General features: G+C 70.9%; 17 protein-coding genes and 1 tRNA gene. 10 read left to right on the forward strand and 8 right to left on the reverse strand.

What is annotated here, in order from left to right:
• Positions 1-125: 125 nt before the first annotated feature.
• The 6 genes from rsmG to rpmH all read right to left on the reverse strand — a co-directional run bounded on the left by rsmG (position 126) and on the right by rpmH (position 3,673).
• A complete protein-coding gene (gene rsmG, locus E5083_RS20745) occupies positions 126-842 on the reverse strand; it encodes a 16S rRNA (guanine(527)-N(7))-methyltransferase RsmG (protein ID WP_135787210.1) in 717 nt (238 codons plus the stop codon).
• A 117-nt stretch (positions 843-959) separates the two neighbouring features.
• Entirely contained in the window at positions 960-1,472 is a 513-nt protein-coding gene (locus E5083_RS20750; protein WP_086691986.1) for a Jag family protein, read from the reverse strand.
• 15 nt (positions 1,473-1,487) lie between these two features.
• Positions 1,488-2,780, reverse strand: coding sequence for a membrane protein insertase YidC (gene yidC, locus E5083_RS20755; protein ID WP_135787211.1), 1,293 nt, complete (start codon positions 2,778-2,780; stop codon positions 1,488-1,490).
• 3 nt (positions 2,781-2,783) lie between these two features.
• Complete coding sequence (gene yidD, locus E5083_RS20760; protein ID WP_030806014.1) at positions 2,784-3,146, reverse strand: membrane protein insertion efficiency factor YidD; 363 nt, start codon at positions 3,144-3,146, stop codon at positions 2,784-2,786.
• Entirely contained in the window at positions 3,143-3,514 is a 372-nt protein-coding gene (gene rnpA, locus E5083_RS20765; protein ID WP_078872991.1) for a ribonuclease P protein component, read from the reverse strand. The genes yidD and rnpA overlap by 4 nt, the downstream gene beginning before the upstream one ends.
• A 21-nt stretch (positions 3,515-3,535) precedes the next feature.
• Entirely contained in the window at positions 3,536-3,673 is a 138-nt protein-coding gene (rpmH, locus tag E5083_RS20770) for a 50S ribosomal protein L34 (protein WP_003975051.1), read from the reverse strand.
• 435 nt (positions 3,674-4,108) lie between these two features.
• Between rpmH and dnaA the strand changes: the two genes are divergently transcribed.
• From dnaA to E5083_RS20825, 9 genes are all read left to right on the forward strand, one after another.
• Complete coding sequence (gene dnaA, locus E5083_RS20780; RefSeq protein ID WP_244317618.1) at positions 4,109-6,040, forward strand: chromosomal replication initiator protein DnaA; 1,932 nt, start codon at positions 4,109-4,111, stop codon at positions 6,038-6,040.
• A 1,570-nt stretch (positions 6,041-7,610) separates the two neighbouring features.
• Positions 7,611-8,741, forward strand: a complete 1,131-nt coding sequence (gene dnaN, locus E5083_RS20790) for a DNA polymerase III subunit beta (RefSeq protein WP_135787213.1) — start codon at positions 7,611-7,613, stop codon at positions 8,739-8,741.
• 156 nt (positions 8,742-8,897) lie between these two features.
• Positions 8,898-9,776, forward strand: a complete 879-nt coding sequence (gene gnd / locus E5083_RS20795; protein WP_086690353.1) for a phosphogluconate dehydrogenase (NAD(+)-dependent, decarboxylating) — start codon at positions 8,898-8,900, stop codon at positions 9,774-9,776.
• A 72-nt stretch (positions 9,777-9,848) separates the two neighbouring features.
• The gene (gene recF, locus E5083_RS20800; RefSeq protein ID WP_135787214.1) at positions 9,849-10,970 is read left to right on the forward strand and encodes a DNA replication/repair protein RecF; all 1,122 of its coding nucleotides are present in this window, start codon (positions 9,849-9,851) and stop codon (positions 10,968-10,970) included.
• Positions 10,967-11,503, forward strand: coding sequence for a DciA family protein (locus E5083_RS20805; RefSeq protein ID WP_135787215.1), 537 nt, complete (start codon positions 10,967-10,969; stop codon positions 11,501-11,503). Before recF ends, E5083_RS20805 begins: the two co-directional genes overlap by 4 nt.
• Positions 11,504-11,885: 382 nt before the next feature.
• Positions 11,886-13,952, forward strand: coding sequence for a DNA topoisomerase (ATP-hydrolyzing) subunit B (gene gyrB / locus E5083_RS20810; RefSeq protein ID WP_135787216.1), 2,067 nt, complete (start codon positions 11,886-11,888; stop codon positions 13,950-13,952).
• A gap of 43 nt (positions 13,953-13,995) precedes the next feature.
• Positions 13,996-16,608 (forward strand): DNA gyrase subunit A, encoded by a 2,613-nt coding sequence (gyrA, locus tag E5083_RS20815; RefSeq protein WP_425276738.1) that lies wholly within the window; start codon positions 13,996-13,998, stop codon positions 16,606-16,608.
• A 17-nt stretch (positions 16,609-16,625) separates the two neighbouring features.
• The gene (locus E5083_RS20820) at positions 16,626-17,327 is read left to right on the forward strand and encodes a DUF3566 domain-containing protein (protein ID WP_135787217.1); all 702 of its coding nucleotides are present in this window, start codon (positions 16,626-16,628) and stop codon (positions 17,325-17,327) included.
• Between the two features lie 110 nt (positions 17,328-17,437).
• Positions 17,438-17,511 (forward strand) — tRNA-Ile (locus tag E5083_RS20825).
• Positions 17,512-17,728: 217 nt separating this feature from the next.
• On the opposite strand, the gene E5083_RS20830 is transcribed toward E5083_RS20825, so the two are convergent.
• Complete coding sequence (locus E5083_RS20830) at positions 17,729-21,772, reverse strand: nSTAND1 domain-containing NTPase (RefSeq protein ID WP_135787218.1); 4,044 nt, start codon at positions 21,770-21,772, stop codon at positions 17,729-17,731.
• 429 nt (positions 21,773-22,201) lie between these two features.
• Between E5083_RS20830 and E5083_RS20835 the strand changes: the two genes are divergently transcribed.
• The gene (locus E5083_RS20835; protein WP_030805981.1) at positions 22,202-22,390 is read left to right on the forward strand and encodes a ferredoxin; all 189 of its coding nucleotides are present in this window, start codon (positions 22,202-22,204) and stop codon (positions 22,388-22,390) included.
• Positions 22,391-22,555: 165 nt separating this feature from the next.
• On the opposite strand, the gene E5083_RS20840 is transcribed toward E5083_RS20835, so the two are convergent.
• Positions 22,556-22,945: a DUF6344 domain-containing protein gene (locus tag E5083_RS20840; protein ID WP_135787219.1), complete on the reverse strand. Its 390-nt coding sequence runs from the start codon at positions 22,943-22,945 to the stop codon at positions 22,556-22,558.
• Positions 22,946-22,970 lie beyond the last annotated feature (25 nt).

Raw genomic sequence — 22,970 nt, forward strand, 5'->3', positions numbered from 1 at the left:
ACACGATGCACAGCCACGAGGACCGGTGCTCTGCGACACTCCGGCCCACCCGGCCGACTAGCCCGGCCGGGAAAGAAAAATGCGCCCCCGGCCTCGGCCAGGGACGCACTCTCCAGAAATCAGCCTCAGCGACGCCGCCGCGTCCGGCTGGTGCGGGCCGCCTTGGCGCGCTTCGCGGCGAAGCGGACGCCGCCGGGGCTTTCGCCGACCTCCACGCGGACCACGGTGGACAGGGGGTCCACCACGCCCTCGCCGACCTGGAGGACGGAGGTGGAGACCGCGCCGAGCTTGCTGAGCGCGGTGGACGCCGCCTTCAGCTCCTCCTCGGCGGTGTCGCCCTTGAGCGCCAGCATCTCCCCGTAGGGCCGCAGCAGCGGGATGCCCCAGGTGGCCAGGCGGTCCAGCGGGGCCACGGCGCGCGCGGTCACCACATGAACCGGCGGCACCTTGCCCAGCATCTCCTCCGCGCGCCCGCGGACCACCGTGACGTGATCCAGGCCCAGCAGCTCCACGACCTCGGTGAGGAACGTGGTGCGCCGCAGCAGGGGCTCCAGCAGGGTGATGTTGAGGTCGTCCCGGACCAGGGCCAGCGGAATGCCGGGCAGTCCCGCGCCCGAGCCGACATCGCACACCGTCACCCCCTCGGGGACGGCCTCGGAGAGCACCGCGCAGTTCAGCAGATGCCGCTCCCACAGCCGGGGCACCTCCCGCGGGCCGATCAGACCACGCTGGACGCCTGCCTCGGCCAGCAGCTCCGCATAGCGGACCGCGTCATCGAAGCGATCGCCAAACACTGCCCGCGCCTCTTCGGGCGCGGGGGGAAGCTCCGCTGCCTCCGTCACGGGGACCGTCCTTCCGTACCGCGCCGGTGCTTCACGCACCGGCCCTCAGAACTACCAGGCTGACAAAGTTCGGCCCCGTCTGTTGGTCAGACGGGGCCGATGGAACCATGGGGCCGATCAGGCGGGCAGCACGACGACGAAGCGCTGAGGCTCCTCGCCCTCGGACTCGCTGCGCAGTCCCGCGCCCTTGATCGCGTCGTGGACGACCTTGCGCTCGAACGGGGTCATCGGCTTGAGCTTGACCGGCTCGCCGGTGCTCTTGACCTCGGCGGCCGCCTTGGCGCCCAGCTCGGCCAGCTCGGTGCGCTTCTGCGCCCGGTAGCCCGCGATGTCCAGCATCAGCCGGCTGCGGTCACCGGTCTCGCGGTGCACAGCCAGGCGCGTCAGCTCCTGAAGGGCCTCCAGCACCTCGCCGTCCCGGCCGACCAGCTTCTGCAGATCGCGGCCCGGCGCGTCGCTGATGATCGAGACGGAGGCGCGGTCGGCCTCCACGTCCATGTCGATGTCGCCGTCGAGATCGGCGATGTCCAGCAGACCCTCGAGGTAGTCCGCAGCGATCTCACCCTCCTGCTCCAGGCGGGTGAGGGTGTCTGCACCCTCGGCGGCGGCGGTGGTGGTGCCTTCCGTCACGGGATGGGCTCCTTCTTACTTCTTGGACGGGGACTTGGGCCGCTGGCCACCCTTGCGCTGCCCGGACTGGGCCTTGCTGCGGGTGCCGGAACCGGGCTTCGGAGACTGCTTGGGGGGCGCGGGCGCGGCGTCCTGCGGCTCCTCGGACTTGGTCAGCGAGGGCGAAGGAGCGGAGGGCTCATCGGCCGGCTCGGCCTCGTGCGGCTGCTTGATCCCCGACTGGCGCTGGGACTTGCTCTGCCGCTTGGGCTGCTGACGGCGCGGGGCGCCGGCGGCCGCGGTGGGCGTGCCGTCCTCGGTCTGGGCGACGGCCTGGCTGTCGCTCTTGACCACGTTGCCGTCCGCCTGGGCGGTGAGACCGGCCTTGGTGAGGGAGTTGATGAACTTCCGCTCAGCCTCGTTGCGGTCGCGGCCCTTGGCGACGATCGCCTTGACGATCACCCGGGCGCTCCGGCTGCGGACCTTGCCGTGGTGCGTGACGTGACCGGTCAGGCGCTCCAGGTAGGCGGCCTGCGCCTTGGAGCCCGGAGTCGGGTTGTTGCGGATGACGTACATCTGCTGGCCCATGGTCCACACGTTGGTGGTCAGCCAGTAGACGAGGACACCGACCGGGAAGTTGATGCCGAAGACGGCGAACATGATCGGGAAGACGTACATCAGCATCTTCTGCTGCTGCATGAACGGGGTCTTCACCGAGGTGTCGACGTTCTTCGTCATGAGCTGGCGCTGCGTGTAGAACTGCGACGCCGACATCAGGATGATCATGATGGCGGTGACGACCCGCACATCGGTGACGGTGGCACCGAGGGCGTGCAGGGTGTCCGCGTTGTCCTTGAACTTCGCCGCGAGCGGGGCACCGAAGATGTGCGCCTTACGGGCGCTCTCCAGCAGCGAGTCGTTGATGACGCCGATGGTCTTGCCCGACGCGATGCCGTTGAGCACGTGGTACAGGGCGAAGAAGAACGGCGACTGCGCCAGGATGGGAAGGCACGAGGAGAGCGGGTTGGTACCCGACTCCTTGTACAGCTTCATCATCTCTTCGGACTGGCGCTGCTTGTCGTTCTTGTAGCGCTCCTGGATCTTCTTCATCTCCGGCTGGAGCGTCTGCATCGCGCGCGTCGCCTTGATCTGCTTCACGAAGAGCGGGATCAGGCAGATGCGGATCAGGACCACCAGGGACACGATGGACAGGCCCCAGGCCCAACCCGTGTCCGGGCCGAAGATGGACCCGTACACCGTGTGGAACTGGACGATGACCCAGGAGACGGGTGTCGTGATGAAGCTGAAGAAGCTGGCAATCGTGTCCACTAATCATGCTCCTTGGGCATGGGACGAGGTCTCTGCGGCCGGGCCCGAAGGTGGCTCGGAAGAAAGCTTCGCCTCGGTGGCCGGGTCGGCGGAGTTCCCGCCCTTGCGTGCGCCCCAGGCGTTGCGCAGCATTTCGTGCCACCGCGGGCGCTTGCGCGGCGGGACATGGTCCACACCGCCCAGCGACCACGGATTGCAGCGGAGAATGCGCCAGGCCGTGAGAGCTGTTCCCTTGATGGCACCGTGCCGGTCGATGGCCGTGTAGCCGTAGTGGGAGCACGACGGGTAGTACTTGCACACCGGCCCCAGCAGCGGACTGATCGTCCACTGGTACAACTTGATCAGAGCCAGTAGCGGGTACTTCATCGCGTGCCCCCTCCCAGTAGCCGCTGGATAGCGGCGTCCAGGTCTTGGGCCAGCCGTGCGTGGTCCGCGTCGCCCGATCCGGGCAGCGCGCGTACGACTACCAGGCTACCGGGGGGAAACAGGGCGACTCGGTCACGCATCAGGTGACGCAGTCTGCGCTTGACGGTATTGCGGACGACCGCGTTGCCCACGGCCTTGCTCACGACGAAACCCGCACGCGTCGGGGGAGCGCTCTCCCCAGGCGCGTGCGGGTCCGTGGCACCGCTACGAAGGTGGACGACGAGAGTCGGACGACCGGCCCGGCGTCCTCGTCGTACCGCGGATGCGAAGTCCTCGCGCCGCCTCAGCCGGTATTCGCGGGGCAGCACGATGTCATGACCTGATCGGGATCAGGCGGACAGACGGGCGCGACCCTTGCTGCGGCGGGTCGCCAGGATGGCGCGGCCGGCACGGGTACGCATACGCAGCCGGAAGCCGTGGGTCTTCGCGCGACGACGGTTGTTCGGCTGGAAGGTGCGCTTGCTCACTCGGGGGCTCCAGAAGAAATCGGTAGTGGCGGGGTGCCGTCCTGGCTGTCACCGTGCGCCCACGAGTAGCTCGCGTCACGCCCGAGTGCACCGCTTCCCGATCACCTGAAGCGATCTGTGCCCATCGGAGGCAGGCGGCAGCAGCCATCGACAACTCGACCTGGTTACGGTACGCGCGGCTACGCCATCCGGTCAAACCGGCGCCCGTCGGGGGAGACTGTCCACAGGCTGGGGACAACAACTTGAACCCTACCGGTTGCCCTGACTACCGTGGCTGGACTCCGATTCGTTCCCTTGTCCCCGCACGACCGGGATTGCCCGGCCCAGTCCGGCCCGTCCACCCGATTTTCATCCCGACCCATCCCACAACCACACGTTCGTGGGACCTGCGAGAGAGCGTGCCCTGTGGCTGACGTACCTGCCGATCTTGCCGCAGTGTGGCCACGCGTACTGGAGGAACTCCTGGGCGAGGGCCGGGGCCAGGGCGTCGAGACCAAGGACGAGCACTGGATCAGGCGCTGCCAGCCGCTGGCCCTGGTCGCGGACACCGCACTGCTCGCGGTGCCGAACGAATTCGCCAAGGGCGTACTGGAGGGCCGCCTGGCCCCGGTCGTCAGCGAGACCCTGAGCCGTGAGTGCGGCCGGCCCATCCGGATCGCCATCACGGTGGACGACTCCGTCGGCGGCCCCCCGGCCCCCCAGCCGTCCGGCGGCCACGAGCAGCCCGACTCCCGCGACCGCGACCAGCGTGACCAGCGCGAACAGGGCGCCCCGCCGCGCTACGAGGAGCCGGAACTGCCCTCCGGCCCCTACGAGGGCTACGGCCGCCACCGCGCCGACGACCAGCAGCGCCAGGGCGACGGCCCGGCCGGCCGCGGCGAGCGCCCGCCGACCGCGCGTGAGGAGCGGATGCCGACGGCCCGCCCCACCTACCCGGCCGAGTACCAGCGCCCCGAGCCGGGCGCCTGGCCGCGCTCCGGCCAGGACGACTACGGCTGGCAGCAGCCCCGCCTCGGCTACCCCGAGCGCGACCCCTACGCCTCCCCGTCCCAGGACTCCTACGGCGCGCCGGACTACCGCGCCCCCGGCCGCGAGCGCCAGGGATACGAGCAGCAGCGCCCCGACTACGACGCCCCGCGCCCGGAGTACGGCACGCCGCGTGCCGAGTACGACCAGCGCGACCCGGTCCGGCGCGAGCGGCCCGAGCCGCCGTCCGACAGCGGTGCCGGGCGGCGCGGCGGCGGGACCGGGCGTCCCGAGCTGCCGTCCACCGGACGCGGCGGCGCCGGCTCGTCGTCCTCCGCGTCGCCGAGCGCCGGGGGCCCCGGTGAGCCGACCGCGCGGCTGAACCCGAAGTACCTCTTCGACACCTTCGTCATCGGCGCGTCCAACCGCTTCGCGCACGCGGCCGCGGTGGCGGTCGCCGAGGCGCCGGCCAAGGCGTACAACCCCCTGTTCATCTATGGGGAGTCGGGGCTCGGCAAGACGCACCTGCTGCACGCGATCGGGCACTACGCGCGCAGCCTGTACCCCGGCACTCGGGTGCGGTACGTCAGCTCGGAGGAGTTCACCAACGAGTTCATCAACTCCATCCGCGACGGCAAGGGCGACAGCTTCCGCAAGCGGTACCGGGAGATGGACATCCTGCTCGTCGACGACATCCAGTTCCTCGCGGACAAGGAGTCGACGCAGGAGGAGTTCTTCCACACCTTCAACACGCTGCACAACGCCAACAAGCAGATCGTGCTGTCGTCCGACCGGCCGCCCAAGCAGCTCGTCACGCTGGAGGACCGGCTGCGCAACCGCTTCGAGTGGGGTCTGATCACCGACGTCCAGCCGCCCGAGCTGGAGACGCGGATCGCGATCCTGCGCAAGAAGGCGGTGCAGGAGCAGCTCAACGCCCCGCCGGAGGTGCTGGAGTTCATCGCCTCCCGGATCTCGCGGAACATCCGTGAGCTGGAGGGCGCGCTGATCCGGGTCACAGCCTTCGCCTCGCTCAACCGGCAGCCGGTGGACCTCGGGCTCACCGAGATCGTCCTCAAGGACCTGATCCCCGGCGGCGAGGACTCCGCCCCCGAGATCACGGCGCCGGCCATCATGGGGGCCACCGCGGACTACTTCGGGCTCACGGTGGACGACCTCTGCGGCACCTCGCGCGGCCGCGCGCTGGTCACCGCCCGGCAGATCGCCATGTACCTGTGCCGCGAGCTGACGGACCTGTCGCTGCCCAAGATCGGCGCGCAGTTCGGCGGCCGCGACCACACCACCGTCATGCACGCGGACCGCAAGATCCGGGCCCTGATGGCCGAACGGCGCTCGATCTACAACCAGGTCACCGAACTGACGAACCGCATCAAGAACGGCTGACGTCGGCCGCGCACGGCCCTTGAGGGCGCTCCGGGAGGTCACCGGGGCGCCCTTCGGCGTTCCGGCGGGGAGCGAGGGGCTGTCCAAGAGGGCGGCGGGAGTTCGGCCACAGGTGCCGGGCGGGCGCTTGGGGGGCTTCGGGGATCGACAGGCGCCGCGAGGGCGAGCGGCGGCCTCTGACGGGGCGCGGCGGTGTCAGCGGCGCCCCAGGGGGTTCGCGGGCGCCCTCCACCGCCTCTCCGGCCCGGTCGGCTGTCCCCCAACAGCCGTCCGGCACCCAGGCCGGTCGAGCCGGAGGTGAATAACGCGCAGGCCGGCGCGGCGGGGCCATACGGGCACCGGGCAGCCAGGCCGCTCGGGCACGTCCCGCAGGCCCCGGCCGAGGACCAGCTCCTGGAGGGCACCTCGGAACACCCCGCCAGGCCCCCGCGACCGGCTCCCGAAGTCCCCGGCAGCCTCACTGCCCCACGTCGAGCCCCCGATCCAGGCTGTTCAAGCCCTGCGACACCCCCGCTCCAAGCCTCCCGACCCCCGCCCAACCCCTCCGATGCAAGCCTCCCAATCCCCGCGAACCCCGATCCGACCTGCCGCACACTCCCTCAAGGCCCCGCCCGACCCCCGATCCAAGCCTCCGCCCCCCGTCCAGACCCCGCCCCGAGCCGCCGTACGCCCTCTTCGGCGCCGCCCAGCCCCCGACCCAAGCTCCCGCGACCTCGCCCAGCCCCCCGATCCGAGCCGCTCGCCCCCTCCACGCCCCCTCCGAACCCCCTCCCCGCCCCCAACCCCCGTGTCCCACCAGCAACCTTGTGTTCGATTCCCCCTCCGGTTACGGCCTCCCTCCACAGATTTCCCGACTTTTTTCCGCCCACAGGCTGGGGACTGCGAAGTTGTCCCAAGCTGCGTCCACAGGGAGGCTGGGGGTTGGGCATCTGCCCAGCTCAGAGGGCTGTGGATTCGTGGACGAACGATCTCCACAGGGTGTGGACAAAGACTCCGTCCACACCCTGTGCGTAACGTTGTCCACGGCTGGACCCACAGGTTGGGGGCGGTTGTCCCCAGCAGAAGCCAGCTTCTCCACATCACTGTCCACTGTTCGGCAACATCACGGGGCCGGTCACTGCGTCGAGTGAAAGCCGTCACACGAAACTGCCAACAGCCCCTGTGGGAAACGACGCCAAACCTGGGGACGCACCTGGGGAGAACTCGCCCTGTCCTGGGGACGGTGTGTGCAGAACTTTCTGTTCTCCACAGATGGGCCAAGTTGTCCACGGGCCCCGCCCACAGGGGCAGTGGATAAAATTTGGGGTCTGACCTGCGAAAACGGGGTTATCCACGGTATCCACAGGCCCTACTACTACTCCCGACTAGAGAGAGCTAGGAATCCGTTTCGAAGCGGGGCCTGTGCACAACTCGCTGTTTCGCCCTCGGCTGCCGCTCGGCCCGACTTGACCCCGACCGGCACCTGCTGTCAGCGCGGTGCGTCAGACTGGTCACCGGTGTCCTTCCCCTCGCAACGGGAGGCGACACCGAGTCGGAGGACTCAGAAGGCAACAGCAGGAGGCGGCTTACGGTGAAGATCCGGGTGGAACGCGACGTACTCGCGGAGGCAGTGGCGTGGGCGGCACGCAGCCTCCCGGCCCGTCCGCCGGCGCCTGTCCTCGCCGGCCTGCTGCTGAAGGCCGAGGAGGGCCAGCTCAGCCTGTCGGGCTTCGACTACGAGGTCTCCGCCCGGGTGGGCGTCGAGGCCGAGGTCGAGGAGGAGGGCACCGTCCTGGTCTCCGGCCGGCTGCTCGCCGACATCTGCCGCGCGCTGCCCAACCGCCCGGTGGAGATCTCCACAGACGGTGTACGGGCGACCGTGGTCTGCGGCTCCTCCCGGTTCACCCTCCACACCCTGCCGGTGGAGGAGTACCCGGCGCTGCCGCAGATGCCGACCGCCACGGGCACCGTCCCCGGCGAGGTCTTCGCGGCCGCCGCGTCCCAGGTGGCCATCGCCGCCGGGCGCGACGACACGCTGCCCGTGCTCACCGGTGTGCGCATCGAGATCGAGGGTGACACCGTCACCCTGGCCTCCACCGACCGCTACCGCTTCGCGGTCCGCGAGTTCCTGTGGAAGCCGGAGAACCCGGACGCCTCCGCGGTCGCCCTGGTCCCGGCCAAGACGCTGCTGGACACCGCCAAGTCGCTGGGCGCCGGTGACAGCGTCACCCTGGCGCTCTCCGGCTCCGGTTCGGGCGAGGGCCTCATCGGCTTCGAGGGCGCCGGCCGCCGCACCACCACGCGGCTGCTGGAGGGTGACCTGCCGAAGTACCGCACGCTGTTCCCGACGGAGTTCAACTCGGTCGCCGTGATCGAGACCGCCCCCTTCGTGGAGGCCGTCAAGCGCGTCGCCCTGGTCGCCGAGCGGAACACCCCCGTGCGCCTCAGCTTCGAGCAAGGCGTGCTGATCCTGGAGGCCGGCTCCAGCGACGACGCACAGGCTGTGGAAAGGGTCGACGCCCAGCTCGACGGCGACGACATCTCGATCGCCTTCAACCCGACCTTCCTGCTGGACGGTCTGAGCGCGATCGACTCCCCCGTGGCCCAGCTCTCGTTCACCACCTCGACCAAGCCGGCGCTGCTCAGCGGCAGGCCCGCGCTGGACGCGGAGGCGGACGACGCCTACAAGTACCTGATCATGCCGGTCCGTCTGAGCGGCTGAGCCGGCCGCACCCGGTCATGTCCAGTGGCAAAAGCCCAGGTGAGGGGCGTTCGTATGAGCGCCCATACCCACAGTTGTGCATGACGGGTCGCCGTTAGGCTCGGTGCCGGGCACCCATGTGCCCGGCACGCCACACAGCGACCTAAGGAACAACTGATGGAGCTCGGTCTCGTCGGCCTCGGCAAGATGGGCGGCAACATGCGCGAGCGCATCCGCCGCGCAGGCCACACCGTCATCGGATACGACCGCAACGCGGACCTCGCGGACGTCCACAGCCTCGAAGAGCTTGTGGGCAAGCTCAGCGCCCCGCGCGTGGTCTGGGTGATGGTCCCGGCGGGCGAGGCGACGCAGGCGACCGTGGACCGGCTCGGCGAGCTGCTGGAGCCCGGCGACGTGGTCGTGGACGGCGGCAACTCCCGCTGGACGGACGACGAGAAGCACGCCGAGGAGCTGGCGGCCAAGGGCATAGGCTTCGTCGACTGCGGCGTCTCCGGCGGCGTCCACGGCCTGGCGAACGGCTACGCGCTGATGTACGGCGGTGACGAGGAGAACGTCGCCAAGGTGCGGCCCGTCCTCGACGCGCTGAAGCCCGAGGGCGACTTCGGCTCCGTACACGCCGGCAAGGTCGGCGCGGGCCACTTCTCCAAGATGGTCCACAACGGCATCGAGTACGCCATGATGCAGGCGTACGCCGAGGGCTGGGAGCTGCTGGAGAAGGTCGACTCCGTGGAGAACGTCCGCGAGATCTTCCGCTCCTGGCAGGAGGGCACGGTCATCCGTTCCTGGCTGCTCGACCTCGCGGTGAACGCGCTGGACGACGACGAGCACCTGGACGGCCTCCGCGGCTACGCGCAGGACTCCGGTGAGGGACGCTGGACGGTGGAGGCCGCGATCGACAACGCGGTGCCGCTGCCCGCGATCACCGCGTCGCTGTTCGCGCGGTTCGCCTCGCGGCAGGACGACTCGCCGCAGATGAAGATGATCGCCGCGCTGCGCAACCAGTTCGGCGGCCACGCGGTGGAGAAGAAGCCGTAACCAGGCAGAAGAAGTAGTCCACAGGGTCGCCCCGGCGATCCACAGGCTGTTGAGGGAGGTCGGCGAACGACCATGCACGTCACGCATCTTTCGCTGGCCGACTTCCGCTCGTACGCCCGGGCCGAGGTTCCGCTCGGCTCGGGCGTCACCGCCTTCGTGGGACCCAACGGGCAGGGCAAGACCAACCTCGTCGAGGCCGTCGGCTATCTGGCCACCCTCGGCAGCCACCGGGTCTCCGCCGACGCCCCCCTGGTCCGCATGGGCGCCGAGCGTGCCATCGTCCGGGCGCAGGTCCGCCAGGGCGAGCGGCAGCAACTGGTCGAGCTGGAGCTGAACCCCGGCCGCGCCAACCGGGCCCGGATCAACCGGTCCTCGCAGGTCAAACCGCGTGACGTACTGGGCATCGTGCGGACCGTGCTGTTCGCGCCCGAGGACCTCGCGCTGATCAAGGGCGACCCCGGTGAGCGCCGCCGCTTCCTGGACGAGCTGATCACCGCGCGCGCCCCGCGCATGGCGGGCGTCCGCTCCGACTACGAGCGGGTGCTCAAGCAGCGCAACACCCTGCTGAAGTCGGCCGCCCTCGCACGTCGGCACGGCGGCCGCTCCATGGACCTCTCCACCCTCGACGTGTGGGACCAGCACCTCGCGCGCGCGGGCGCCGAACTGCTCGCCCAGCGGCTGGACCTCATCGGGGTGCTCCAGCCGCTCGCCGACAAGGCGTACGAGCAGCTCGCCCCCGGCGGCGGGCCCCTCGCGCTGGAGTACAAGTCCTCCGCGCCCGGCACCGCGCACACCCGCGAGGAGCTGGCCGAGCAGTTGCTGGCCGCGCTCGCCGAGGCGCGCAAGCAGGAGATCGAGCGGGGCGTGACCCTGGTCGGCCCGCACCGCGACGACCTGGTGCTGCGCCTGGGCCGGCTGCCCGCCAAGGGCTACGCCTCGCACGGCGAGTCCTGGTCCTACGCGCTCGCGCTGCGGCTGGCCTCCTACGACCTGCTGCGCGCCGAGGGCAATGAGCCGGTGCTGATCCTGGACGACGTCTTCGCCGAGCTGGACGCGCGCCGCCGGGAGCGGCTGGCCGAGCTGGTGGCGCCCGGCGAGCAGGTGCTGGTGACGGCCGCGGTCGACGACGACGTGCCGCACGTCCTGGCGGGCGCCCGGTACGCGGTGTCCGACGGCGCGGTGGAGCCGGTATGAGCGACGGGGACGGGCAGGACCGCAAGGCGCCGGAGCCGTCCGGTGTCGACCTCGCGCGCGTGGCGCTGCGCGCGGCGAAGGAGCAGGCACGCGCGCGTGGGGACGCGGCGCGGCAGAAGAAGCAGGCGCGGCGCGGCGGCGGTCTGCGCTCGGGCGCGCGGGCGGACGGCCGGGACCCGATGGCGCTGGGCGCGGCGATCAACCGGCTGCTGAACGAGCGCGGCTGGGAGGCCCCGGCGGCGGTCGGCGGGGTCATGGGCCGCTGGCCGCAGATCGTCGGCGAGGACCTGGCGAAGCACTGCGTGCCGCAGCGGTACGACGAGGACGAGCGGGTGCTGTCGGTCTCCTGTGACTCCACCGCGTGGGCGACGCAGCTCCGGCTGCTGGCGCCGACGCTCGTGGCCCGGCTGAACGAGGACCTCGGTCACGGCACGGTCCGGCTGATCAAGGTGAACGGTCCGGGCGCCCCGGTACGCCGTTACGGGCCTCTCAGGGCCCCCGGAAGCGCCGGTCCGGGCGACACCTACGGGTGACGTACCTCACGTCTGACCAGTGAGGCGCAAGGGCACTCCACAGCCGTACGGGTGTGCGGATCACCGGCCGATCATGGGCCGACCCCCCGATGGACAAGGGCTGACGGCCCGAAGCCCTGAGCGCCGCTGTGAGCCCCTCGCAGCCCCCTTCCCCATATCGGGACCCGGTCGGGGCCGGTTCAGGGCGGCACATGCGTACTCAGGTGCCCGCAAGCCCCCATCATTGTCAGTGCTACCGGTAGACTGGAAGGCGATCCCGCCCCAATCGTGGGGACCGTCCGGGAAAAGCTGAGCAACGCTGATTCAGGGCTTACCAACGCAACATGCCGCAGCCGCTCCGGCAACCCTCCTTCCGGAGGGCGCGCACCCGCAAGGAGCGCTCGTGCTGTGCCAGAAAGGGCGCTTCGTGGCCGATTCCGGCAACCCCAACGAGAACATTCCTTCCACCGACGCCGGCGTCCTCGGCGAGGCAGTCGCCGCCTCGTACGACGCCAGCGCCATCACCGTGCTCGAAGGGCTGGACGCGGTCCGCAAGCGCCCCGGCATGTACATCGGTTCCACCGGTGAGCGCGGTCTGCACCACCTGGTGTACGAGGTCGTCGACAACTCCGTCGACGAGGCGCTGGCCGGTCACGCGGACACCATCGACGTGACGATCCTGCCCGACGGCGGGGTCCGTGTGGTGGACAACGGCCGAGGCATCCCGGTCGGCATCGTGGCCTCCGAGGGCAAGCCGGCCCTCGAGGTCGTGCTGACCGTGCTGCACGCGGGCGGCAAGTTCGGCGGCGGCGGCTACGCCGTCTCCGGCGGTCTGCACGGTGTGGGCGTGTCCGTGGTGAACGCGCTGTCCATGAAGGTCGCCGTCGAGGTGAAGACGGACGGCTACCGCTGGACGCAGGACTACAAGATGGGCGTCCCCACGGCGCCGCTGGTGAAGAACGAGGCGACCGAGGAGACCGGCACGTCGGTCACCTTCTGGGCCGACCCGGAGATCTTCGAGACCACGGAGTACTCCTTCGAGACGCTGTCCCGGCGTTTCCAGGAGATGGCCTTCCTCAACAAGGGCCTGACGATCAAGCTCACGGACGAGCGCGAGTCGGCGAAGGCCACGAGCGGCGCGGACGAGGCGGGCGCGGACGAGAAGGCCGAGGTCAAGTCGGTCACGTACCGCTACGACGGCGGCATCGTCGACTTCGTGACGTATCTGAACTCCCGCAAGGGCGACGTCGTGCACCCGACGGTCGTCTCGCTGGAGGCGGAGGACAAGGACAAGAGCCTGTCCCTCGAGGTCGCCATGCAGTGGAACGGCGGATACAGCGAGGGCGTCTACTCCTTCGCCAACATCATCCACACCCACGAGGGCGGCACCCACGAGGAGGGCTTCCGCGCGGCGCTGACCTCCCTGATCAACAAGTACGCGCGCGACAAGAAGCTGCTGCGCGAGCGGGACGACAACCTCACCGGTGACGACATCCGCGAGGGCCTGACCGCGATCATCTCGGTCAAGCTGAGCGAGCCGCAGTTCGAGGGCCAGACCAAGACCAAGCTGGGCAACACCGAGGCCAAGACCTTCGTGCAGCGCGCGGTCTACGAGCACCTCAACGACTGGCTGGACCGCAACCCGGTCGAGGCCGCGGACATCATCCGCAAGGGCATCCAGGCGGCCACCGCGCGCGTGGCGGCCCGCAAGGCCCGTGACCTCACCCGGCGCAAGGGTCTGCTGGAGTCCGGCGCGCTGCCGGGCAAGCTGTCCGACTGCCAGTCGAACGACCCGTCCAAGTGCGAGATCTTCATCGTCGAGGGCGACTCCGCCGGCGGTTCGGCCAAGTCCGGCCGCAACCCGCAGTACCAGGCGATCCTCCCGATCCGCGGCAAGATCCTCAACGTCGAGAAGGCGCGGATCGACAAGATCCTGCAGAACCAGGAGATCCAGGCGCTGATCTCGGCCTTCGGCACCGGTGTGCACGAGGACTTCGACATCGAGAAGCTGCGCTATCACAAGATCATCCTGATGGCGGACGCCGACGTCGACGGCCAGCACATCAACACCCTGCTGCTGACCTTCCTGTTCCGCTTCATGCGGCCGCTGGTCGAGGCCGGGTTCGTGTACCTCTCCCGTCCCCCGCTCTACAAGATCAAGTGGGGCCGGGACGACGTGGAGTACGCGTACTCCGACCGCGAGCGCGACGCGCTGATCGAGATGGGCCGCCAGCGCGGCAAGCGCATCCGCGAGGACTCCATCCAGCGCTTCAAGGGTCTGGGTGAGATGAACGCGGAGGAGCTGCGCGTGACCACGATGGACCCGGAGCACCGCGTCCTCGGCCAGGTCACCCTCGATGACGCCGCGCAGGCCGACGACCTGTTCTCGGTCCTGATGGGCGAGGACGTCGAGGCGCGCCGCCTCTTCATCCAGCGCAACGCCAAGGACGTCCGCTTCCTCGACATCTGAGTCGGTCCCGGCTGACCGCACCAGGGAAGGATCTTCACCAGCAATGACCGACGAAACCCCCGAGTTCATGCCCGAACCGGTGACCCCGGAGGAGGAGACGGGCGAGACCGTCACCCTCCGGATCGAGCCGGTGGGCCTCGACGCCGAGATGCAGCGCTCCTACCTCGACTACGCGATGTCCGTCATCGTGTCGCGCGCGCTGCCCGACGTCCGGGACGGCCTCAAGCCCGTCCACCGCCGTGTGCTGTACGCGATGTACGACGGCGGCTACCGCCCCGACCGCGGCTTCTACAAGTGCGCGCGCGTCGTCGGCGACGTCATGGGTAACTACCACCCCCACGGCGACAGCTCGATCTACGACGCCCTGGTCCGCCTCGCCCAGCCGTGGGCGATGCGCATGCCGCTCGTCGACTCCAACGGCAACTTCGGCTCGCCGGGCAACGACCCCGCGGCGGCCATGCGCTACACCGAGTGCAAGCTGGCGCACCTGTCGATGGAGATGGTCCGCGACATCGACGAGGACACCGTCGATTTCAAGGACAACTACGACGGCCGCTCCCAGGAGCCGACCGTCCTGCCCGCCCGCTTCCCCAACCTGCTGATCAACGGCTCGGCCGGTATCGCGGTCGGCATGGCGACCAACATCCCGCCGCACAACCTCCGTGAGGTCGCGGCCGGCGCCCAGTGGCACCTGGAGCACCCGGAGGCGTCGCAGGAGGAGCTGCTGGACGCCCTCATCGAGCGCATCAAGGGCCCGGACTTCCCGACCGGCGCGCTGGTCGTGGGCCGCAAGGGCATCGAGGAGGCGTACCGCACCGGGCGCGGCTCCATCACGATGCGCGCGGTGGTCGAGGTCGAGGAGATCCAGAACCGGCAGTGCCTGGTCGTCACCGAGCTGCCGTACCAGGTGAACCCCGACAACCTGGCGCAGAAGATCGCCGACCTGGTGAAGGACGGCAAGATCGGCGGCATCGCCGACGTCCGCGACGAGACGTCGTCCCGCACCGGTCAGCGGCTGGTGATCGTCCTCAAGCGGGACGCGGTCGCCAAGGTCGTGCTGAACAACCTGTACAAGCACACCGAGCTGCAGACGAACTTCGGCGCCAACATGCTGGCCCTGGTCGACGGGGTGCCGCGCACGCTGTCGCTGGACGCGTTCATCCGGCACTGGGTGACCCACCAGATCGAGGTCATCGTCCGCCGGACCCGGTTCCGGCTGCGCAAGGCCGAGGAGCGCGCGCACATCCTGCGCGGTCTGCTGAAGGCCCTGGACGCCATCGACGAGGTCATCGCGCTGATCCGGCGCAGTGAGACCGTCGAGATCGCCCGCGGCGGCCTGATGGACCTCCTCGCGATCGACGAGATCCAGGCCAACGCCATCCTCGAGATGCAGTTGCGCCGGCTGGCCGCCCTGGAGCGCCAGAAGATCGTCCAGGAGCACGACGAGCTCCAGGCGAAGATCAACGAGTACAACCGCATCCTCGCCTCCGAGGAGCTGCAGCGGCAGATCGTCCACGACGAGCTGGCCACCATCGTCGAGCGGTTCGGCGACGACCGGCGCAGCACGTTGGTGCCCTACGACGGCGACATGTCCATCGAGGACCTGATCGCCGAGGAGGACATCGTCGTCACCGTTACGCGCGGCGGCTACATCAAGCGCACCAAGACGGACGACTACCGGGCGCAGAAGCGCGGCGGGAAGGGGGTGCGGGGCGCGAAGCTGAAGGAGGACGACATCGTCGACCACTTCTTCGTCTCCACCACGCACCACTGGCTGCTGTTCTTCACCAACAAGGGCCGGGTCTACCGCGCCAAGGCGTACGAGCTCCCCGACGCCGGCCGGGACGCGCGCGGCCAGCACGTGGCCAACCTGCTCGCCTTCCAGCCGGACGAGGCGATCGCGGAGATCCTGGCGATCCGCGACTACGAGGCGGCGCCGTACCTGGTGCTGGCCACGAAGGCGGGCCTGGTCAAGAAGACCCCGCTGAAGGACTACGACTCGCCGCGCTCCGGCGGTGTCATCGCCATCAACCTGCGGGCGGGCGAGGACGGCACGGACGACGAGCTGATCGGCGCGGAGCTGGTCTCCGCCGACGACGACCTGCTCCTCGTCAGCCGGAAGGCGCAGTCCATCAGGTTCACCGCGTCGGACGACACGCTGCGCCCGATGGGCCGTGCCACCTCCGGTGTGAAGGGCATGAGCTTCCGCGAGGGCGACGAGCTGCTGTCGATGAACGTGGTGCGTCCGGGTACGTTCGTGTTCACCGCGACCGACGGCGGTTACGCCAAGCGGACGCCTGTGGACGAGTACCGCGTGCAGGGACGTGGCGGTCTGGGCATCAAGGCTGCCAAGATCGTGGAGGACCGGGGCTCGCTCGTCGGCGCGCTGATCGTCGAGGAGAGTGACGAGATCCTCGCCATCACCCTCGGCGGCGGTGTGATTCGTACGCGCGTCAGCGGGGTCAGGGAGACGGGCCGTGACACCATGGGCGTCCAACTGATCAACCTGGGCAAGCGCGATGCCGTGGTCGGTATCGCTCGCAACGCCGAAGCGGGGCGTGAGGCGGAGGAGGTCGACGGCGAGATCGTCGTCGACGAGACCGTCGAGGTCACCACGATCGCCACGGACGAGGGTGAGGCGCCCTCGGCCGAGTAGCACGAGGAGTGAATCACGTGAGCGGAGCCACGGGCGCCGGATCGGCCGGTACCTCCACGGGTACGGACACGGACGGCGGCGGCCGTGGCTCCGCCGCGCAGGCGGCCACCGCCGATGCTTCTTCTGCTTCTACTCCTGATTCTTCGAGTTCCCAGGGGGGAACCGTGACGGACACCCGTGGCGCGCAGGCCAGGGCCGGTGCGACCGAGGGCATGGCGGCCTCCCCGCTGCCCGGTGAGCGCGGCCCCGAGCAGCCGGCCGGGCCCTACCACCCGCCGCAGGCGTACGCGGCCCAGCCGCCGGCCGGCGCGGTACGCCGTCCGCGCACGGGGGTCGGCACGGCGCCGCGCACCCGCAAGGCGCGGCTGCGGGTGGCCAAGGCGGACCCGTGGTCGGTGATGAAGGTCAGCTTCCTGCTCTCCATCGCGCTCGGCATCTGCACGATCGTGGCGTCGGCGGTGCTGTGGATGGTGCTGGACGCGATGGGCGTCTTCTCCACCGTGGGCGGCACGATCTCGGAGGCGACCGGGGCCACCGAGGCGACCGGCTTCGACCTCCAGTCCTACCTCTCGCTGCCGCACGTCCTGATGTTCGCGACGATCATCGCGGTCATCGACGTCGTCCTGGCCACGGCCCTGGCGACCCTCGGTGCCTTCATCTACAACCTCTCCGCGGGCTTCGTGGGCGGCGTCGAGCTGACCCTCGCGGAGGACGAGTGAAGGTGCCTCCCGCCTCGGTTGACGGTCCCCCGACAACCGATTTTGGGACTGCCCCGGTCGTGCGCTAATCTTCAGGAGTCAGCGCGCGGGACACCCCCCGCGAAGCGGGCGGGGCTATAGCTCAGTTGGTTAGAGCGCATCCCTGATAAGGATGAGGCCACAGGTTCAAATCCTGTTAGCCCCACATTTGCGAAGACCCCCAGTCGATACCGGCTGGGGGTCTTCGGCGTTCGTGGAGGTTTCGGGGTGCGCGGAGGTTTGGGGGCCGGTGCGCGCAAAAGACCCGATCGCTGGCGACGGGGGATGCACCAGCGATCGGGCTATGGCCAAGGGTAACAAGGTTGGGGGCGTTGCGGGGCCAACGGGGTTGATCGGTGGGGGAGTTGGCTGATCTTGGTGGGTCAGTCGGGGCACGGGGGGTCGTAGGAGAGGCGGGGGAGGTACTCGTGCCACTTCTGGGGCGTGAGGACGCCCCGGGTGACCGCGCAGATGTGCCGGACCGCCTCGTCCGCGTCCAGGCTCCACAGCCGTACCGTGTCCGCGCCGCTGGAGACGCCGAGGACGTGGCTGCCGGGGCTGAAGGCGAGGAAGTTGCCCGTCTTGGCGTACGGGCTCATCGACTGGCCGATCGGCGCCGCCGAGCCGGGGTCGGTGACGTCCCAGAGGCGGACGGTGTTGTCGTTGCCGCCGCTGGCCAGGGTGTGGCCGTCGGCGTTGAAGGTCAGTGAGGTGACCGATTCCGTGTGGCCGGTCAGGGTGTGGCCGACGGGCGCGGCCGAGCCGGGGTCGGTGACGTCCCAGAGGCGGACCGTGTCGTCGTCCCCGCCGCTGGCCAGGGTGTGGCCGTCCGGGCTGTACTCCAGGGCGTTGACCGGGCCCGAGTGGCCGGTGAGCGGGCGGCCGCGCAGGACCGGCTTGGCCGGATCGGCCACGTTCCACAGCCGGATCGTGCCGTCCGCGCTGCCGCTGGCCAGGGTGTGCCCGTCCGGGGTGAACTCCAGCGCGTTGATGTACCCCCGGTGTCCCGCCAGGGGCGCCCCGTAGGGGGCCGGATGCGCGGGGTCGGCGACGTTCCACAACTGGAGCCGGTGGTCGTCGTAGGGGGTGGCCAGAATGCGGCCGTCGGGGCTGAAGTCGAGCGCGTCGGAGCCCATGAAGCGGGTCATCAGCTTCAGCGGGGGCCCGGCGACCACAGGGTGGGCCGGGTCGGACACGTTCCACAGGTACACCGAGCGGTTCCCGGTCAGCACCGCCAGCGTGCGGCCGTCCGGGGCGAACATCAGGGTGCGCTGCCCGCCGTCCGCCGGCATGAACGGCGCGCCCAGCGCCACCGGCCGCCCCGGCGCCGTCACCCGCCACAGCCGGACCCGGCCGTCGCGTGCGGCCGTGGCCAGCACCTTGCCGTCCTGGCGGAACGCGGCGCTGCGCCCGGTCATGTCCGAGGTCGGCACCGCCCACAGCCGGGCCCGGCCGTCCCCGCTGCCGGTGGCGAGGGTACGGCCGTCCGGGCTGAACCCCAGCGCGTACATCTCCCCGCTGCTCCCCGCGAGCGGCTCGCCCACCTGGGACGGGGAGGCCGGGTCGGTGACGTTCCACAGGCTGGCCGTGGAGTCGGCGCTGGCCGCCGCGAGCCTGCCCCCGTCCGGGCTGAACGCCACCGACCACACCGGCCCGGTGTGCCCGGTCAGCGGCCCGCCCAGCGGGGCCGGACGGTCCGGGTCTGCCACGTTCCACAGCCGGATGGTGTCGTCCGCGCTGCCGCTGGCCAGCACCTTGCCATTGGGGCTGAACGCCACCGAATGCACCAGATCGGTGTGCCCCCGCAACACCTCGCGCCGGGCCTTGGGATGCCGGGGGTCGGCCACGTCCCACAGCCGTACGGTGTCGTCGTCGCCCGCCGAGGCGAGGGTGTGCCCGTCGGGGCTGAACGCCACCGAGCGCACCGGCGCGCTGTGCCCGCGCAGCGCCTGAAGCGGCTTCGCCCGGCGCGGATCGGCGACGTTCCACAGCCGTACGGTGCGGTCCTCGCCCGCGCTGGCCAGGGTGCGGCCGTCCGGGCTGAAGGCGACCAGGTAGATCGTGCCGTCGTGGCCCGTGAGGGGCTCCCCCAGGGACTTGGGGTGCGCGGGGTCGGTGACGTCCCAGAGGTGGATCGTGCCGTCGTCGCCCGCGCTGGCCAGGGTGTGCCCGTCCGGGCTGAACACCGCGCTGCTCACCCAGGACCGGTGCCCGTGCAGCGGGGCGCCCAGCGGCTTGGGGTTCCCCCGGTCGGCGACGTTCCACAGGCGGACGGTGCGGTCGTAGCTGGCGGTGGCGAGGACCTTGCCGTCCGGGCTGAAGGAGGTCAGGTAGACGGCGCCGGTGTGGCCGGTCAGCGGGGTGGCGAGCGGGGCGTTCACTATGGAGATCAGCCTGCTGTAGGCGCCCTCGTCGTCGGGGCGCAGCCGGTGCGCGACCAGGTCGAGGCCCGCCGCGAGCGAGGGGTCGGTGTGCTGGACCCGGTCGGCCTCCGCCAGGACCTGCTCGAACACCGCGTCGTTCCGCTGCTGCCAGGCCACCACCGCGGCCCCCGCGGCGAGCACCGCCAGCACGGTGAGCGCGGCCACCGCGGCCCTGCTGATCAGCACCGTGCGCCTGCGCAGCCGTACCGAGGCGGCCAGGAAGTCCAGCGCGCCCCGCGTCAGATAGGTGTCCCCGGCCGACTCCGCCCAGCCGCGCGCCTGCTCGAGACGGGAGCCCCGGTACAGCAGGGAGCTGTCGCGCTCGGAGTCCTCCCAGGCCCGGCCGTCCTCCTCCAGCCGCTGGCGCAGCAGATGGTCGCCCCGGTTGTCGTCGATCCAGTGCCGCAGCCGGGGCCAGGCGTGCAGCAGCGCCTCGTGGGTGATCTCCACGGTCTCCGCGTCGAGGGTGACCAGCCGGGCGCGGACCAGCGCCTCCAGCGACTCCTCGGTCTTGTCCGGGTCGGTGGACTCGGCTGCCAACTGGCGCCGGGTGCCGCGCCTGCGGGTGGCCTGGGTGTCCTCGCCGAGCCGGACCAGGCGCAGCAGGAGCAGCCGGGCGGCGGTACGGGCGGCCGGGTCCAGCCCGGACCAGGCGCGCTCGGCGGTGGCGGCGACCGCGCCCTGGATGCCGCCCGCCGACCGGTATCCGGCCACGGTGAGCCGGCCGGCCTTGCGGCGCTGCCAGGTGGCGAGCAGGGCGTGGGAGAGCAGCGGGAGCACGCCCGCATCATGGGCGCCGCGCGGGCCGTCGGCGCTGACCTCGCGGACGATCAGCTCGGTCAGGCCCGCCTCCAGCTCCAGTCCCACCGCCCGCGCCGGGCCGGTCACCGCCTCGCGCAGTTCGGCGGTGGTCAGCGGGCCGAGCACCATGTGCCGGTGCTGGAGGGCGTCGGCGAGTTCGGGGTAGCCGAGGCACTCCTCGTAGAAGTCGGCGCGGATGCCGAGGACGACCTGCACGGGGGCCGCGCCGGTGGGGCCGGGGGTGCAGGCGGCGTGCAGGAACTGGACGAAGGCCCGGCGGTCGGCCTCGCTCGGGCAGAGGGTGAAGGTCTCCTCGAACTGGTCCACGATCAGCACCGGCCGGGCCGTCCTGCGGGCGGCGGGGGCCGGGGACTCGGGTGAGGAGCGGGGGCCGGGGATGGTGACGGTGCCGGGGGGCCGCCGGCCGTGGGCCCACTCGGTGACCGCCTCCCGTATCGCCCCGGCGGCCGGGCCCCGGTCGTCCTCCCCGGCGGCCCGCGCCTCGGCGGCGAGCGGGGTGAGGGCCGGGACCAGGCGGGTCAGCTCCCCCAGCGGATCGGCGCCCGGCACGAGCTGGAGGACCGTGTGCGCGCCCTCCTCCTCCAGCGCGGGCACCAGGCCGGCGTTGAGGAGGGAGGACTTCCCGGCGCCCGAGGCGCCGACCAGCATCACCAGTCCCCCGCCGCGCTCGGCGGCCCGCAACTGGGCCACCAGCGCCTCCGTCCCGCGCTCCCGGCCGAAGAACCAGCGGGCGTCCTCCTGCCGGTAGGAGGCGAGACCCCGGTACGGGCACACGGGCAGCTCGGCCGGAGGGGGTTCGGCCGCCGGGCCCTCGGGGCGTTCGCCGACCGGGTCGGCCAGGGCGCGTTCCCACAGCCGCTGCCACTGGGCCAGGTCGTACAGGCCGCTGGAGACCGGGGTGGGGCTGGCGCGGCGGGCCTCGGGGATGAGGATCTGGAGGACGGCGGCCAGGGCGGCGAACTGGGCGGGCGCGTTCTTGGCCCGCCGCCAGTCGCTGATGCGCTGCGCGGAGACCCGTACCGGACGGCCCCGCTCGTCCACCCGCTGGAGCCGGACGACCGCCTCCGAGACGCTTTTCAGGGGCGGATTCCCGGCTTCCCGGTACAGCAGGGCGAGGCGTTCGGCGAAGGCTGTGCGTGCCCCTGAGTCGGAACCCAAGGTCCCACCCCTCACTTCCCCCATCTGATGCGTCCGGACCGGAAAACTCACCCTATACGGCTGACCTGCGGGAAAGCCCTGGGTGGCTGGTCCGGACCTCCTCGCCGGTTGCCGCAGATGGCAGGATCGCATCGCGGTAGCGGAGCTGTCACACACCGTCCGGACAGGCCACCGGCCCGGTTCGCGAGCGGGTCCCGCCGGGCGCCGAACGTTCTCGGTCAAAGTTCGTCAGGAGCGGCGCACGGCGTGGCGGACGCCACGAGATCCAGAGGCCCACCGCGCCGGGCACACCGGCACGGCTCGGGACGAAGACCCCCCGCTCCGTTCGGTACCGGTCCCCACGAGGGGAGGGACCGGTGCCGGACGGGCGGTGGCGCCGCCGGTTCGGGCGGGTCCGGCGCGGGCAGGGTCGTCGTTGAGTCCGGGACCGCCCGGGCGGGCAGGGGAGGACGCATGAAGGTGTCCGTGGACCGGGAGGTCTGTTACGGCTCGGCCGAGTGCGCCTACCGCGCTCCCGAGGTCTTCGACTTCGTCGAGGGGTACGGCGTGGTCAGGCCGGGCCGGGAGGATTCCGGGGACGATCCGCTGGTGCGCGAGATCGTGGAGAAGTGTCCGTCGCAGGCCGTGCTGCTGGGGGAATGAGGCGGGCGGTGCGGACGCGGTGCGGGCCCCCAGGCCGGTGGCCGGGGGGCTTTCCGTGTCGACGGTCGGGTACGCAAGTCGCCTGTGTGTCGAGACGTCCGCGGTACTGGATGCCTGCCGTGGGCTCGGCGGTCTCAGTACGCCTGCCGTGGGGGCTCGGCGGGCTCAGCAGTCCAGGTGGGACGCGTACTGCTCGGTGCTCTCCTGCCGGTGCGTGGTCTCGGTGCGGTCCGGGGCGTTCACGCGGTGCGGGGCCAGGGTGCCCGCTTCCCGTCCGGCCAGTGAGCGGTGCCGGCAGTTGGGGGACTTCCCGTGGGCCTCGGCCCGGATGCGCTGCTTCATCGTGGGGGGCAGGGACCTGGCTTGTGGCCAGACCTGGTGGCTGACGGCCGCCGGTGCCTCCGGTGCGCTGTGCTCCGTGCTGCCGTGACTCGGGCTCTCGCTCTTGGCCGAGGCGACCGGGGCGGTCGCGGTGACGAGTCCGAGCGCCGTGCACAGCGCGAGGAAGGCGGTGACGATGGCGGTCCACAGCGTCATGACCTTGTTCCTGGCCATGGCCCCTCACTTTCAGGTTGGGCGA

Origin of the sequence: Streptomyces bauhiniae (genome assembly GCF_004784475.1) — a bacterium.
Classification (GTDB): domain Bacteria; phylum Actinomycetota; class Actinomycetes; order Streptomycetales; family Streptomycetaceae; genus Streptomyces; species Streptomyces seoulensis.